The sequence below is a fragment of the Paenibacillus turpanensis genome, from assembly GCF_011421635.1.
GTDB lineage: Bacteria > Bacillota > Bacilli > Paenibacillales > YIM-B00363 > Paenibacillus_AK > Paenibacillus_AK turpanensis.
The window spans coordinates 281,970-296,743 of the sequence record NZ_WTLI01000001.1 but is presented as its reverse complement, the minus strand read 5'-3'; the positions used below and the strand labels follow the sequence as shown (position 1 = coordinate 296,743).

The window sequence follows — 14,774 nt, the reverse complement described above, 5'->3', positions numbered from 1 at the left end:
CGGATTTTTTTGTGGATATGGTCGTCCTTATTTGCGGGGGTTGAAGTACATAATTCTTCCGTTAAACAAGTGCAGCTCGGATTTTAAATGCCGGGCCATCCACTTACAAAGCTCGTTTGCTTTGGCCTTATCGCCCGGTGTGCTGTCAGCCGGAAGAACGACCTGAACGCAGTTCCGCTCTTGTTCGTCTACCTGCTTCGTGCCTACACCCATAACGATATATTTGTACAGCGGATTTTTACCTTTCAAGTAAAACCATTGCCCTTCCGCCTCAGGCTTTGTTTCGATCGTGTAGGGGAAAGCGGCATCCTCGTATTCCCAACCCAGCTGCTGGCCCGTCAGACGGGTTTGCTCCTGATAGCGGAGCAGCTGGTCTTTCAGCTCATCCAGGGTCAGAGAAGCGACGGAAGAGCCTTCAACAAAATATAAAAATGCGGATTGACTCATAACATACACCTGCCTAGGGGATCAATAATAGCTGAATCCGGGTCCACAAATCATGATAACATTTCAGATTTTGTTTTACAATCGAAGGGGGAAGGTTGTCAAAAAGATGGAAATCGGTTATAGTTGTAATTGTATTAAGTTTAAATTTTCAGAAAATTTACGTATAGGAGGTAGACGCGATGTTTGAACGGTTATATGACACAATAGAATCTACGCAAGTAAACTTCATCGGCTACATCTCCGAGCGGGCCCGATATGATTTCGCTATCGTACACACAGACAACTTTTTCGGCAAACCTCTCGTCGTCTGCATGCAAACCGGTCGATCCTCACTGCTTTCCGCGGAGGATGTTGTAGATTTGGAGCATTTGCAGCGGTCATTTGCCATTTCTTCTAAAGAAGAGGCTCAAGAGCTTTCCGTATTTATGCAGCAGAGGCTGCCCGATCTTGGTTTGAAGGAGCAATACTAACGATCGTCACCATAGTGCCATGTCTATAAACCAATTGTATTGATTTCTTTAGCGAATAAGCGATGATTATGAAATTAAAAACGCAGCAGCCATTTGGCCGCTGCGTTTTTTTGTGTTTGTGGGTTTAGAAGATCGCCGCTTCTTCCTGAATGACTTTAATCATCTGCATGGTTTTATCCTCCGGTCCTTGAACCGGAAGGCCGACGTCAATATGCTCCTGAATGTAATCGATGTTTTCCTGCGTGATGATTTCGCCAGGAATTAATATCGGAATACCCGGAGGATACACCATAATAAATTCGGCGATGATGCGCCCCGCCGACTGCTTTAACGGTATAAGCTCGGTGTCCGCGTAAAAAGCATCGCGCGGATATAGGGATAAATAAGGGATTTTCGGAGTTTTAACCTTTACCGCAGGAATATCTCCGTTGCCGGAATGCAGGGATGACAGCTGGCGCAGTGCGTCGAGCAGACGGTCTACAGTGTCTTGATTGTCACCCGGTGTGATCAGACAAAGAATGTTATACAAGTCGCTCATTTCGACTTCGATATTATGTTCTTTGCGCAAATACTTCTCGACATCGTAGCCCGTTAAGCCAAGTTTGCGCACATGCACGGTCAGTTTGGACGGATCGTAGTCGTAGGTTGCCTCCGAACCGAGAATATCTTCCCCGAAGCAGTACAAGCCATTGATTTCATTAATTTCTTTGCGCGCGTAATGGGCAAGCTGGATCGCACGTTCCGCCATTTCTCTGCCGTGCAGGGCAAGCTGGCGGCGGGCCGCGTCAAGCGATGCCAGCAGAATATAGGAGGTGGAAGTCGTCGTCAGCATGCTGATAATCGACTGCACCCGCTTCGGATTGACCCGGCCGGCGCGAACGTTCAGCACGGAGCTTTGCGTGAGCGAGCCTCCGAGCTTATGCACGCTGGTAGCGGCCATGTCCGCTCCGGCTTGCATGGCCGATACCGGAAGCTTCTCATGGAAATGAATGTGCACGCCATGCGCCTCGTCGACAAGCACGGGAATATCATGCTCATGGGCAAGCTCAACAATTTCACGAAGATTGGTGCTTACGCCAAAATACGTTGGGTTAATAACGAGCACAGCTTTGGCGTCAGGATGCTTTTCAAGCGCCTTTCGTACGGATCTCGTTGTAATGCCGTGGGCGATCCCCAGGTTCGGGTCCATCGCAGGTGAAATAAAGATCGGCTTGGCGCCGGCAAAAATAATCGCGGACATGACCGACTTGTGCACGTTGCGCGGAACGAGAATTTTGTCTCCCGGCTCGCAAACCGACATGATCATTGTCTGAATGGCGCCGCTCGTTCCTTGTACGGAAAAGAAGGTGTAGTCCGCGCCAAAGGCTTCTGCGGCAAGCCGCTGCGCCTCATCGATAACGCCGGTCGGCTGGTGCAGATCGTCCAGCGGAGCAATATTTATGAGGTCGATAGACAGCGCCTTTTCTCCGATAAAATCTCGGAACTCTGGATCCATCCCGACTCCCTTCTTATGACCTGGAATGTGAAACTGTAGCGGATTGCGCTTCGCATGCTCTTTTAATGTGGTAAACAGAGGTGTGCGGGTTTGATCCACGGCGTGTCCCTGCCTTTCTTTTGGTTTTTGATGAACGTACAATTCACACATTATAGGGAAAAAAGTAGGGCGATGCAAGTAAAATTTGGATGATGTCGGGCAATACTGGGGAGGGGAGGTGGGAAGCTTGAATAAAGCTGCGATTCGTTTAAGAGACGTGCTGTTTTCCCGGTTTGTGGTGCTGCTCTTATTAATTATGTTTTTGGTGGAATTTGTAAAGGGAGCACTGCTGGTCGCCGTGCTGCCTGTGTATTTTAGCTCGGTGCTCGGGCTGTCCGTCTTTGCGGTCGGTTGGGCCATGTCTTTACAGTATATCGGCGACAATGTCGGGCGTACGCCGACGGGCTGGCTGGTCGATAAGGCGGGGTACCGGCTCACTATGCTTCTTGGCGTGGTGGCGACATTTGGAGCGGTTGCGATTTTTGCGCTGTTTGACGACATTGTCTGGATGGTTGCAGCGTCGGCACTCCTCGGTCTAGGCACTTCACCGCTGTGGCCTTGCGTAATGGCAGGGGCTACCGGGGTAGCGGGGGAAAAGGCAAGGGCTACCGTCATGAGCGTTATTTATACTTCATGGCTGGTTGGTACAGGAATGGGACCCGTTGTCATTAATTTTTTTATTTACGGACACGATTATACGCAGGCTTTCCGAATCTTAATCGGTATGATGACGGTGGTGGTGCTTGCCGCCTTGTTCCTGCCGAAGCGGGAAACCGCTGCAGACGCCGGGAAAAGCTCATCTGCGGCACGATTGCCGCTCTTCAAGCCTGCTATTGTGCAGCGGCATCAGGATCCCGGAGCGGAAGGCGCGAAAGCGAGCGGCCGCAAGGAAGGCTTTTTAGAGCTGGCAAAGTCGCTGCAGGTGAGCTTCTGGTTTTATCCGGCGCTTTTCCTGCAGACGTTTGCGCTGGGCATTTTAACGCCGATTATTACGCTTTATGCAAGAGAGGTGCTGCAGCTTTCTCCGCAGCAGTACAGCTTATTTTTGCTTTTTGGCGGTGCGATTACGGTGGGAGCATTAATTCCGGTAGGTAAGCTCGTTGACCGTTATGGGCATAGAAGCTTTCTGCATGTCGGCTTGCCGCTTGCTGCGGCTGCGATGCTGGCATTTCCTTTTGCAGGGATGGGGGTATGGCTGTACGCAGCGGTAGCGCTCATCGGGCTTGGCTACGCGCTTATTATTCCGTCCTGGAACGCGATGATCGCCTCGGTTGTGCCAAACCGGAAACGAGGCACGGTGTGGGGGTTTATTTTGACCATCGAAGGGGCGGGCATGATTACCGGTCCAATTGTCTCGGGAAAGCTGTGGGATGTGTTCGGACCGGCCATGCCGTTTCTTGTGAGCGGCTCTGTACTGGCTGTGCTCGTTGTGCTTCACGGGATGATTTCCCATAACAAAAAAGTAGTGGTAAGATAAGAGCGAATTCATTCCATAGGGAGGCTTCGCCGCACATGAGAAAACAGCTCGGGGTCATCATGGTGCTGCTGATGACGCTGTTTATCGGCTTCGCGATCATCATTCCGGTTGTGCCGGTTATGGTCGAGGACGCGGGAGCTGCACCGCTGCATCTCGGATTGATGCTTTCGTTATATTCGCTCGCATCCTTTTTGCTTTCGCCGTTTTGGGGCGGACTATCCGATAAGATCGGAAGAAGACCGATTATTATGATGGGCTTAATCGGTTTCAGCATCAGCTTTCTCTTATTCGGTATTTCCGAAGGGCAGCTTTGGCTGATGTACGTATCCCGCATATTGGGCGGCCTGTTCTCCGGGGCGGCAACCGCTTGCGCGGTCGCTTATGTAGCAGATATCACCACGGAAGATCAGCGCACGAAAGGAATGGGGCTGGTCGGGATGTCGATCGGGCTGGGGTTCATATTTGGCCCTGCGATCGGCGGGCTGCTGAGCCAATTCGGGAACGAGGTTCCATTTTTTGCGGCATCCGGCTTAGCGTTCCTTACGCTGCTGTTTGCCTTCGCGTATTTACCGGAGTCGCTCACGCCGGACAAGCGGCGGGGGGCTAATGAGCCGAAGGTTTCGAGATGGAAGGCGTTCGAAGGCTCGCTCAAGTATTTGTACATATTATCGTTTTTTGTATCGTTTTCTTTGGCGGCGATGGAAGCAACGCTTCAATATTATCAAGCGAAACGATTCGGAGCTACACCGACTGACATCGGCTGGATGTTTTTAGCGAGCGGGATCGTCGGTGCGTTAATTCAAGGCGGAGTTGTTCGACGGATGGTCAAAAAGGGCGGAGAGTGGAAGGCCATACTGGCCGGACTAATTATTTCCGGGATCGGCTTCCTGCTCATTATATTTTCGTATAACTTGTGGACCGCGATGCTGTTCCTATCGGTATACGGAATCGGCAATGCGCTGATCCGGCCCTGCGTGACATCGCTCATTACACAGAAAACAAGCGTTGGACAAGGCGTTGCAAGCGGACTGAATTCGTCGATGGACAGCCTTGGCCGTATTGCCGGCCCATTGACGGGAACCGCACTTTTTCATTTGGACATCGGACTGCCTTTCCTATTTGGCGGTATGGTGTCGTTTCTCGCAATTATACTTCTCCAGCGGTTCGTCACGCTGGACCGCTCGCTGCAAAGGACCGGCAATGCCGGCGGATAAGGAGCTAGTTTGCTTGCACAAAAAAACCTGCCTTTTGCATCTGGCTTTATTTATGGCCGGAGCGGGGCAGGTTTTTTTTTATGGGAAATAAGGAGGCCAAGCCCATAAGCTTGACTTATCTTTATATGCTGCGCGTGATCTGGTACAGCGGCATCAGCGTTTGGAAAGTGGCGCGGATTTGAGCGGCAAGCTGTTCGCCGTTTGCAAGCTCTGCACTGTCTGCCGGCCAGACGCGGCCGATGAGCAGCTCGCAGCTCTTCACATCACGGAAGCGCTCCAACGCCTTGGTCCAGTCCTCGCTGCTGAGGGTGCCCGCTTTGATATCTTCCTTTTTCATATGATCGAACGACAAGGAGTAATGCTCAGGCACCAGGCTGCGCACGGTGTCGGCCTGCTCCAGCAGCGCTTCCGCCATGCGGCGCTTATCCGGCAGCTCGTATATGAGGGCGAACCAGGCAAACACCCGATCATTCCATAAACCGATCTGGAAGTGGGGATGCTGCTTGTAGCCTCTCTTGTTGCCACAGAACGCCATCCATGTGTCCGCAGGCGGGTTAACGGTGCGGCGTGCGTGTTTCGCGATGTGGACGAACATTTCGTCGCCGGCCATGGCGCTCAGCTCACCGCTGAGCAGCTCTCCTAGCTGCTGGAACTTCGGCTGAATGACAGAGCGGATGCCCTCCATCCGTGCGTCTAATCCGGGCAAATCCAGCACCTCGAAATCTTGGTTGTGAAATCCTTGGAATGTCGTAGTCATGCGATTCTGTCCTTTCATGATGAGGTTATGATTTTAATTTTAAATAAAAGATAGCAACCTGGGTCCGATCGCGCAAGGAAAGCTTGCTTAGAATTTCCGTTAAGTAATTTTTTACGGTGCCCTCGCTTAAAAACAGCTCCTGTGCAATTTCACGGTTCGAAAGTCCCTCGGCGATTTTGTGAACAATTGCCCGCTCCGCTTTGGTTAACCCGTATTCCACCAATACCGCATCCGGATTTGAGGAGGAAGACGGGGATTGCGGGGCGAAGAAGGTGGATACCTTTTTGGCCACATCCGGGTGGATGAGCATACTGCCTTGATGAACCGTACGAATTCCTTCGGCGATGCGCTCGGGCGAGGTATTCTTCAGCATATAGCCGCCTGCGCCGTTCTTTAGCGCCTCAACGATATATTCGTCCTCGTCAAAGGTAGTCAGAATGAGCACCTTGACATGGGGCCAGCGCTCGCGAATGCGTTTCGTGCATTCCACACCGTCGCCTTCAGGCATGCGAATATCTAGAAGCACGACGTCGGCGGGCTGGCCTTCTTCCTCTAGGCGCTGCAGCACAGCGAGCGCTTCATATCCGCCGGAGGCCGAACCGGCAATTTCAAACTGCTCCATATGGCCAAGCAGCAGACGAAGGCTTTCCCGTATAAGCGGGTCGTCATCGACGAGCAGTATTCGAATCATCTTTGTTCCTCCCGGTTGACGTAATTGGGAAGCCATGTCGATACAGTGAAGCGTTCCCCGTAATCAAGCTGCAGCTTCCCCCCCAGTAATTCGGCGCGTTCCTCCATCCCGGATAGTCCAAGCCCTCTTTCTGCGGTTTGTTTCGGGTCGGGAATCCGGCCGTTGTTGCTTACGCTCAACATAAGCTGCTTACTGTCGTAATGCAGGTGAGCGTGAACTGCGGTTGCACCGCCGTGGCGCACTGCGTTGGTAACGGACTCCTGAGCGTTGCGGTACAGCACCATTTCAAGGCTGGGGTATAACGGATAAGGCGTGCCGCTGATCTCGTAGGTGAATTCGACCCCGGTTTGTATCGATGCTTCCTGGAAAAAGCGGTGAATCGAATACGATTTCATTTCCTCATCCCGTGGCTTCATTCGCCGAACCGTGCTGCGCAGGGAATCCATGCTTTGTGTCAGCTGATCCCGGATGCCCCGCAAGAGCTCGATTCCCTTATCCGGCTGCTTGTCCATGATAAGAAGGGCGGCCTCCGCCATCATCTTGGTACGTATGAGCTGGTGCCCCAGATCGTCGTGCAAATCGCGGGAAATCCGGTTGCGTTCCTCGGCCTGCGAGGCGTCTTCAATGACTCGGGCGAATTCGGCGGTTCGTTTACGCGCTTCCTCCAGCTGGTAGGCTTTGCGCCTTAGCTCGTCGTTAAGTATTTCGGTATGGCGTTTTTGCCCTGCAGCTTGCTGCAAATAAAGGAGAAGCCCTGCAAATGCTCCATACAAAATAAACAAGGCGATATGTACAGCGGACAGGGCAGGCAGGACGCTAAAAAACAAAGCAGCTGGGAGAAGCAGGTTCCATAACAGAAGCCGGATGCCGCTTGTAATGGTTGAGGTTGGGACATAAAGCGAAAATAACGTCGAAAAGATGCAAAGCGGGTAAAGTCCGCCATAGGTATGACTTAACCAAGCGATAAGTGCAGTTTCGGCCAGTGTGGCCGCATCAGCCGCAGGAAGCCTCGATTTGATTCGAAGCTGGGCTACGGCGATCAGAGTGAGCAGCGACAGTGTATACTCGGGGTAAAAAATGCCGCTTCCTACAAAAAGCGTGCCGACGGCCGGTGCGATCAGCAGTATAAAGCGTAACGACAGTAATCCTGCTTCCATTCCGGTGCTCCTTCTCTGTGTTAACGTCAGGCGTATCGATTATACCACAAATTTCTTGTGACTTTCGTCATGAGAAGCAATGACATAAGATACCTTTTCCCAAGCGAAATAGACGATAAGATAAAATTACATAATGCAGGAACTGGAACAAGGAAAAGACGGGTGATATACATGTGTTCAGTAGAAATCAAGCAAGTAGTGAAAAGGTACGACAACTTTGTATCCATCGATCATGTCAGCCTGCGGATTGCGGAGGGGGAGGTGTTCGGCCTTCTCGGTCCGAATGGAGCGGGCAAGAGCACGCTGATTAAGATGCTGAGCGGTTTGCTCCCCATCGATCAGGGAGAAATATGGGTCGACGGTTTGCAGGTTTCGAAGCATACCCTGGATGTGAAGCGGCGGATTGGGCTTGTCCCGCAGGAGCTGGCGATCTATGAGGATTTAACGGCTGGAGAAAATATCGCTTTCTTTGCCAGACTTTATGGGCTTCGCGGGAAACTGCTGAAAGAGCGAGTGGAAGAATCGCTGGAGTTTGTCGGGCTCCTTGACCGGCGCCACGACAAGCCCGCCTCTTTCTCCGGAGGAATGAAGCGGAGGCTCAATATTGCTTGTGCAATTACGCACCATCCAAAGCTGATCATTATGGATGAGCCGACCGTCGGAATCGATCCGCAGTCGCGAAATCACATCCTTGAATCGGTACAGGTTCTGAATCAGCGCGGAAGCACAATTATTTATACGAGCCATTATATGGAGGAGGTCGAGGCGATTTCGACTCGTGTCGGCATCATGGACAAAGGGTATTTGATTGCAACGGGGACAAAGGAGGAGCTGCGCAGGCAGGCGGCTACAGGAGAGACTCTAATCGTAGAGGTGGATCGATTAACCTCCGAAGCCATAGAGGAGCTTAGAAACCATCCTCGGATTACTGCGCTGAAGGCGGCCGGGAATGTGATTGAAATGGCGGTGAAGACGGCGGAAAGCGTGCTGCAGGACGTCTTATTCGTACTCTCACGCCATCAGTGCGTCATCCGATCCATCAATCGTCTGGAGCCGAACCTAGAGTCGTTGTTTTTAAGCATAACGGGACGTTCGCTGCGTGATGAATAGGGGGTTGGTTTGAGGATGAGTCAGTGGCTGACGCTCGCTTATTACGAAATAAAGAGGACGCTTCGCGTTAAATTTTTATACGTGGTTCAAATCATCATCCCCCTTGTCATTATTTTTATTTTGGGCAGTGCGCTTTCCGGAGTATATCAGGAGCATGTTGAACGTCCCCCTAGTGAAGCGGCGGTAGCTGTATGGAATCAAGAGCTTACCGGCTCGGCCTTGGATGGGGCGGTGGAACAGTTTTTAGAAGGGGTCGATCAGCAGCCATATATTCGTCTTTCAAGGGTTGCTTCTCGCGAGGAAATGGTAGCGCTTCTAAGAGCGGGTGAAGCTGATTTGGGGGTCATTATCCCCGACAGCTTTAGTGAATCGGTCCGTTCCGGTTCGGAAGCCGAGTGGATGATGATCCCGGGAAAGCGGGAAATCAATGCACTGTTAGCGCAAACGATAATGCAATCGTTTCTCGATGAAGTCAACACCTGGCAGTCCATCTATTTAACCTTGGGAGGATCTGCGGTTGAATCTATTCGAGCAGTGTGGACGGACCGAGACGTGGCGGGTACGTCATATATCCGGAGCGAAGCCATTGGCGGAGGGCACCCTCCGGTAACAGCTCTCCAGTATTATGGGGCGCATATGCTTGTCATGTTTTTGTTTTATGGCGGTATGAGTGCTGCCATTAGTCTGGTGAATGAGCGGGAGGATCGAACACTTGCCCGTCTTCAGTCGCTGCCGATCCGGCCCTGGGTCATCGTTTATGGAAAAATATCGGCTCAATTTGTAATCGCATTGATGCAGGCTGCCATCATTATCGGCTTCTCAAAACTTGTTTATGGCTTAGATTGGGGTAACCAGTATGGGAAGCTGGTGCTGCTGATCGGTTTGACCGTTTTTTCGGCAATGTCGCTCGCGGTGCTTATTTCTATGCTTGTCTCCTCGGAAAAAGCGACTGCGCTCACTTTCCAGCTGCTTATCATTGTCATGTCATCTCTCGGAGGCGCGTTTATCATCTTAAGTAATAAGATGCTGGAGTTTCTGGGAGCCTTCACGATTCATTACTGGTCGGCCTCTGCCATCATCGGCCTCATGAATGGGAGCGGCGGAGAAGAGTTTATCCAAGCCGTATGGGCTCTGACTGCTTTTTGTGCCGTTTTGGCGGCTGCAGTCATTCTTGTCTACAGGAGGGTAGGGTACCGTGAATAATTGGATAACAAACAGCGGATTTATTGCCCGAAATGTAGTGATAAGAATGTTCAGCAAAAAAAGCAGTCTATTTGTGTTCTTTATGATACCGGTGCTGCTCATCTGTCTTCTGATTGCTCTTGCAAACAAAGAAGAAACCGTAAGGCTTCCTGTCATTTATGTGTCGGAGGACCGTGGCGAGCTCGGCTCAGAGCTTATTTCAGCATTGGAGAAAAATCCAAATTTACTGCTGGTACAAACCCAATCTGTTAAGGAGGCCGCGAAGGAGCTGCAGGATGGGCGAGCAGAAGCTGTTTTTTTGATCCCGCATGGGTTTACCGATGCGCTGTGGAGCGGGAGTGCTCCACAAGTCATGCTGCAGGAAAAGCAGCTTACGGAGCAAAGCTTCATTATAAGGACGGCTTTGGAAAAAGAGCTTCGAACGATGGAAGTCGTTGTATCGGCAATCAACAATTCCGGGAAAAGTGGAAATGAGCGAAGTTTAGCTTACGCTTCCGCAGCGGAGCAAATAGCCGAAAAGCAAATTCGCGGACGAATTGAGGCGGTTACCGTTGAGGCCGGACAGTGGAAGACGCTTCCGATTGGAATTTTGATGCTATTCATTATGGCGCTGGCGAATATGACGGTTTCGATCTATATGGAGGATCGCGGGGCAAGGACAATGGAGCGAATTTTTACTGCTCCGGTTCGGGGAATATCGATTGCTCTAGGCAATTTCCTCGGAATATTGGCCGTCGGTACCGTACAAATCCTGCTAGTGCTCTGTATCGCGAAGCTTGGCTTTAGCGAAAGCTTCCTATATCCGTTTTGGCCGTTGTTTTTACTCTTAGAGTTCTTTTTGCTCGCGTCAATCGGACTGTCCACTTCGGTGGCCAGCTTGATTCGCAGTAAAAGGACTTCTGCCATTATGAATTCCGTAGTTATAACCCCGACCTGCATGCTGGGAGGCTGCTTTTGGCCGCTTGAAATTATGCCGGAGATGATGCAGAAAATCGCCAATTTTGTGCCGCAAAAATGGGTCATAGACGGGGTAGGGATGTTGCTGCTGGACGGAAAAGTTCTCGATCTCGGCTACCATTTTGCCATTCTTTTGTTGTTTGCGGTTGTGCTTTTAGGCTTCGGCTCGGCGGTGCTTCGTCCGTCCGATTCAAGCACGGCTTAAAATTGAAATATCCATTCAAAGACCAGCCAAAGTTTACCGGTTGGTCTTTTTCCGTATTTGCTTTACAATTCCGTTACACGGGTAGACCCTAGAAATTTTTCGCGCAAAATAGTCAATAAACCAAGTTGCACATTCATACATTTAAGTATAAGATATTGTAAAGAAATTTGAATTATCTGAACATTCAGTATTAAAAAACAGACATCTTTGGGAGGGGATTGCCGTGAATAGAAGCTATGAGGTGGAGTACTGTAATTTGGAGCTTCGTTTTGACCGTCGGCACATCCAGCAGTTCATTAAGTCCCTCATACAGGAAGGCTATTCTTTATACTGGAATGAAAGCGATCAACATTTTACGATTTCGATCCGTTCGGGCCGCAGACTTGTTAAACTCCGTTTTCAGCGGATCGGTGACCGCTTCAAGATGATCGGCGATTATTCCATTCGCGACGAAAAGCTTTCCGAGGTAATGGAACGCATGATTGGGGACACTCGCGGACATGCCGTAGTGAAACGCTTCCGAGACAGACAAATTGTAATTGAAAATATAATGTTCGGCGAACTCATTCGGATGGTCGAGGTTTCAGGGGTGGAGCAGAAGGTACTGTTTCAGAAGGAACTCGTCGTTACGCCGGACGAAATGGTTAAAGCTTTTAAATCGAATCGCGCGGAGGAACGCATTCCTCTTGTGAGGCTGGAGCTTGACTATGAGCTTGCGGTGCTCCATGAGGCGATCGAAAACGGCAACGAGGAGCAAAAGGCCAAAAGTCTTGCAAAGCTTGCCGAGCTACGCCAGGAAATGCTGCTTTTAGAGATGTAGCAAAAGAACTTATCGGTATTATTTACTCATAAAAATATGGGAAAGTATGAGGCAGTACGGAGTCAAAATCCGTACTGTTTTTTTGTTCTGTTAGGATATTGTTAACGTGTGCATTGTATGTTATGATGGGGGCAGCGACGAACCGAGAGGTGAACAGATTGAGCGTTACCATCAAAGATATTGCCAGACTTGCGGGGGTCTCGCATACGACTGTGTCTCGTGCGTTAAACGACAGTCCGCTCATAAATGACGAGACAAAGCAAAAGATAAAGCAGATCGCCGAAGAACTGGGGTATACACCAAATTATAACGCAAAGAGCCTTGTGCTCCAAAAATCCCACCACATCGGCCTGTTTTTCACAACGCTGGATACAGGAACGTCCGCACAATTTTTCTACGATGTTGTTCGGGGAGTGCAGTCCGTTATTCGCGACCGGTATCAGGTGTCTGTCAAAGGCATCGATACATATGAAAGCTTCGAAAATGTAAACCGGAAGGCTTTTGACGGAATCATTGTGATGAGCCAAAGTGCGCAGGACAATGATTTTATCCGATGGGTAGCGGAAAAGGAAATACCGTACGTCGTGCTTAACCGGCGCATTCAGGAGGAGCATGCGGTTAACATTGTCCCGGATGACCGTCAAGGTGCTTTTTCGCTTGTCGATTTTATGATCCGGCAAGGGCATCGCAGAATCGGGTTTATCGAAGGAAAGGCGCGCTTCCAATCCGCAGAAGAGCGGAAAGCCGGGTATATGGAGGCGATGCGGACCCACGCGTTAGAGCTTGATCCGATGCTAATCCGGCAGGGCAGCTACGATATGGAGAGCGGTTATCAGGCGATGAAGCAGCTGCTGGAGCTGCCGTCGATCCCGAGCGCGGTATTTTGTTCAAACGACGAAATGGCGGTTGGCGCAGTGAAAGCCGTATCCGAATCGGGCCGAAAGGTTCCCGACGACATTTCTGTAGCGGGCTTTGATGATCATTCGTTTTCAGCCTTCTTATCGCCCTCGCTTACTACGGTAAGACGACCGATCGAGAAAATCGCTAAAGACGGCGCGGGCAAGCTTGTCGAAGCGATGGAAAGCGGCGAACGGCGCAGTGAGTTTATTCCGGTGGCCACTCAATTAATGGTGCGCGAATCCGTGAAGCCGTTTGTACCAAACTAAGGGTATTCCAATAAATTATATAGATTTAAGGGAGGATTTTTTTCATGTCTACTATCCAAGCAGTAGTTGATGCATTGCTTTCCGGCGGTGACATCGCAGCAATTCAAGCAGGCCAAGTAAAGGTATATCCGCGCTCTTTGACGGAGCATGAAGGAGACAAGCTTCTCGTTGTTAAGGATGGTTACACGAAGAAGCTTATCGTAACAGGCACAGGAGCGCTTGCTTCGGAGCTTCAAGGCGAAGCTGCAGGCAACGGTGCGAAGGTTTGCCCGCTGTCCCATGAAAACCGTCTTGTATTGAACCGTCATCTGCCTTGGACTGCGCCGCGCGCATTCGGTACGCAGATCGCAACAATCGGCTTGGGCGACCGCCTTGGCGTAGCGTCTCAGGGACATATCCAGACCGTTCGCGGCCGTGATATTCGTCCGATCTTGGCGCAGCAAAGTATCCGTGAGCTGAACCTGACTGGCCGTGATTATAAGGAAGTTCTTGACGCTGCATGCTACGCGGCACTTGAAGAAGGCTACCGCGACGGCTTCGGCGCAGACGGCGACCACCTGAAGGTTGAAGCTGACATTCAGATGTCTCTTGATCTTGGCTTCACAATGCTGACGCTGGACTGCTCCGAGAAAATCGACAACACGATCGAAGGCTTGAGCGAGGCGGAAGTTGCTGAGCGTTATGCGAAGCTTCCGGCTGATGTGCGTGCAGGCTACGAATCCCGTTACGAAGGCAAAACCTTCGACATCGGCAGCGGTGTAAAGGTTGAATTCTCGCGCCTTAATGTGATGAAGAATGCTCTTATCTACGGCGAAGCGGTAGGATTTATGAAATATGTGTACGAAACGTATATTACAAAGGCAGGCCGTGAAGTAGATTTCGAAATTTCGATCGACGAGACGCTGACGCCGACTGAGCCGCATTCGCATTTCTTCGTGGCTAACGAGCTGTACAATGTATACGGCATGACTGTATACAGCATGGCTCCGCGCTTCTGCGGCGAGTTCCAAAAGGGCATCGACTACATCGGCGACATCGCTCAATTCGAAGAAGAGATGAAAATCCATGCAGCGATTGCCGACCACTTCGGCTTTAAGCTCAGCATTCACTCCGGAAGCGATAAGTTCTCCGTATTCCCGATCATCGGCAAGTACACTAAAGGCCGTTTCCACGCGAAAACAGCGGGTACGAACTGGCTGGAAGCGGTACGTACGGTGGCAAAGGTGAACCCGGACCTGTACCGTCGCATGCATGCTTATGCAATTGAGCATTTTGAGGAAGCAACAGCTTACTATCATGTAAAGGCAGATATCACCACAATTAAGCCGCTTAGCGAAGTTTCCGATGCGGATTTGCCGGAATACATGAATGACGACGATGCGCGTCAAATGATCCACATCACATACGGCATTTTGCTGCAAGCAAAGGACGAAAAAGGCGGCAGCTTGTTCAAAGACGAGTTCTACCGTACGCTTAGCGAGCAAGAAGAGCAGTATGCAGATTCGCTTCGTTCGCATATCGGCAAGCATTTGGACCTTCTCGGCAAATAATATCGGATTTCAGGGG

The 14,774-nt window shown here is 50.7% G+C and carries 14 protein-coding genes; 9 read left to right on the top strand and 5 right to left on the bottom strand.

All coding sequences use genetic code 11. The annotated features are described in order from the left end of the window. Positions 1-27: 27 nt before the first annotated feature. Positions 28-447, bottom strand: a complete 420-nt coding sequence (locus tag GQS10_RS01430) for a DUF1885 family protein (protein WP_166238233.1) — start codon at positions 445-447, stop codon at positions 28-30. Positions 448-626: 179 nt separating this feature from the next. Between GQS10_RS01430 and GQS10_RS01425 the strand changes: the two genes are divergently transcribed. Next, positions 627-917: a DUF3055 domain-containing protein gene (locus GQS10_RS01425; RefSeq protein ID WP_166238231.1), complete on the top strand. Its 291-nt coding sequence runs from the start codon at positions 627-629 to the stop codon at positions 915-917. A 124-nt stretch (positions 918-1,041) separates the two neighbouring features. Here the strand turns inward: GQS10_RS01425 and GQS10_RS01420 are convergent, their stop codons facing one another. After that, complete coding sequence (locus GQS10_RS01420; protein WP_166238355.1) at positions 1,042-2,511, bottom strand: aminotransferase class I/II-fold pyridoxal phosphate-dependent enzyme; 1,470 nt, start codon at positions 2,509-2,511, stop codon at positions 1,042-1,044. 127 nt (positions 2,512-2,638) lie between these two features. Here GQS10_RS01420 and GQS10_RS01415 point away from each other — a divergent pair, with 127 nt between their 5' ends. Together GQS10_RS01415 and GQS10_RS01410 are read left to right on the top strand one after the other, a co-directional pair. Further along, complete coding sequence (locus tag GQS10_RS01415; protein WP_243734865.1) at positions 2,639-3,928, top strand: MFS transporter; 1,290 nt, start codon at positions 2,639-2,641, stop codon at positions 3,926-3,928. Between the two features lie 35 nt (positions 3,929-3,963). Beyond that, positions 3,964-5,142, top strand: coding sequence for an MFS transporter (locus tag GQS10_RS01410; RefSeq protein WP_166238229.1), 1,179 nt, complete (start codon positions 3,964-3,966; stop codon positions 5,140-5,142). A 121-nt stretch (positions 5,143-5,263) separates the two neighbouring features. On the opposite strand, the gene GQS10_RS01405 is transcribed toward GQS10_RS01410, so the two are convergent. Genes GQS10_RS01405 through GQS10_RS01395 form a run of 3 tightly spaced genes read right to left on the bottom strand, consistent with a single transcriptional unit; the run spans position 5,264 to position 7,747 of the window. Then, complete coding sequence (locus GQS10_RS01405; protein WP_243734864.1) at positions 5,264-5,917, bottom strand: DUF1054 domain-containing protein; 654 nt, start codon at positions 5,915-5,917, stop codon at positions 5,264-5,266. Between the two features lie 7 nt (positions 5,918-5,924). Beyond that, positions 5,925-6,590, bottom strand: coding sequence for a response regulator transcription factor (locus GQS10_RS01400; RefSeq protein ID WP_166238227.1), 666 nt, complete (start codon positions 6,588-6,590; stop codon positions 5,925-5,927). Next, entirely contained in the window at positions 6,587-7,747 is a 1,161-nt protein-coding gene (locus GQS10_RS01395; protein ID WP_166238225.1) for a sensor histidine kinase, read from the bottom strand. Before GQS10_RS01395 ends, GQS10_RS01400 begins: the two co-directional genes overlap by 4 nt. A gap of 171 nt (positions 7,748-7,918) precedes the next feature. Between GQS10_RS01395 and GQS10_RS01390 the strand changes: the two genes are divergently transcribed. From GQS10_RS01390 to GQS10_RS01365, 6 genes are all read left to right on the top strand, one after another. Beyond that, positions 7,919-8,857, top strand: coding sequence for an ABC transporter ATP-binding protein (locus tag GQS10_RS01390; protein ID WP_166238223.1), 939 nt, complete (start codon positions 7,919-7,921; stop codon positions 8,855-8,857). A gap of 15 nt (positions 8,858-8,872) precedes the next feature. Next, the gene (locus GQS10_RS01385) at positions 8,873-10,060 is read left to right on the top strand and encodes an ABC transporter permease (protein WP_166238221.1); all 1,188 of its coding nucleotides are present in this window, start codon (positions 8,873-8,875) and stop codon (positions 10,058-10,060) included. Next, entirely contained in the window at positions 10,053-11,222 is a 1,170-nt protein-coding gene (locus tag GQS10_RS01380) for an ABC transporter permease (protein ID WP_166238219.1), read from the top strand. Before GQS10_RS01385 ends, GQS10_RS01380 begins: the two co-directional genes overlap by 8 nt. Positions 11,223-11,445: 223 nt before the next feature. After that, a complete protein-coding gene (locus GQS10_RS01375) occupies positions 11,446-12,042 on the top strand; it encodes a hypothetical protein (RefSeq protein ID WP_166238217.1) in 597 nt (198 codons plus the stop codon). Between the two features lie 158 nt (positions 12,043-12,200). Beyond that, positions 12,201-13,208, top strand: a complete 1,008-nt coding sequence (locus GQS10_RS01370; RefSeq protein ID WP_166238215.1) for a LacI family DNA-binding transcriptional regulator — start codon at positions 12,201-12,203, stop codon at positions 13,206-13,208. 44 nt (positions 13,209-13,252) lie between these two features. After that, positions 13,253-14,758: a tagaturonate epimerase family protein gene (locus GQS10_RS01365; protein ID WP_166238213.1), complete on the top strand. Its 1,506-nt coding sequence runs from the start codon at positions 13,253-13,255 to the stop codon at positions 14,756-14,758. The last annotated feature ends 16 nt before the right edge of the window (positions 14,759-14,774 follow it).

What these genes read in the sequence shown, in the direction of transcription:
- GQS10_RS01365 (WP_166238213.1), top strand. Translation starts at nt 13,253, where the DNA reads ATGTCTACTATCCAAGCAGTAGTTGATGCATTGCTTTCCGGCGGTGAC.
- GQS10_RS01400 (WP_166238227.1), bottom strand. Translation starts at nt 6,590, where the DNA reads ATGATTCGAATACTGCTCGTCGATGACGACCCGCTTATACGGGAAAGC.
- GQS10_RS01395 (WP_166238225.1), bottom strand. Translation starts at nt 7,747, where the DNA reads ATGGAAGCAGGATTACTGTCGTTACGCTTTATACTGCTGATCGCACCG.
- GQS10_RS01410 (WP_166238229.1), top strand. Translation starts at nt 3,964, where the DNA reads ATGAGAAAACAGCTCGGGGTCATCATGGTGCTGCTGATGACGCTGTTT.
- GQS10_RS01390 (WP_166238223.1), top strand. Translation starts at nt 7,919, where the DNA reads ATGTGTTCAGTAGAAATCAAGCAAGTAGTGAAAAGGTACGACAACTTT.
- GQS10_RS01405 (WP_243734864.1), bottom strand. Translation starts at nt 5,917, where the DNA reads ATGAAAGGACAGAATCGCATGACTACGACATTCCAAGGATTTCACAAC.
- GQS10_RS01430 (WP_166238233.1), bottom strand. Translation starts at nt 447, where the DNA reads ATGAGTCAATCCGCATTTTTATATTTTGTTGAAGGCTCTTCCGTCGCT.
- GQS10_RS01425 (WP_166238231.1), top strand. Translation starts at nt 627, where the DNA reads ATGTTTGAACGGTTATATGACACAATAGAATCTACGCAAGTAAACTTC.
- GQS10_RS01385 (WP_166238221.1), top strand. Translation starts at nt 8,873, where the DNA reads ATGAGTCAGTGGCTGACGCTCGCTTATTACGAAATAAAGAGGACGCTT.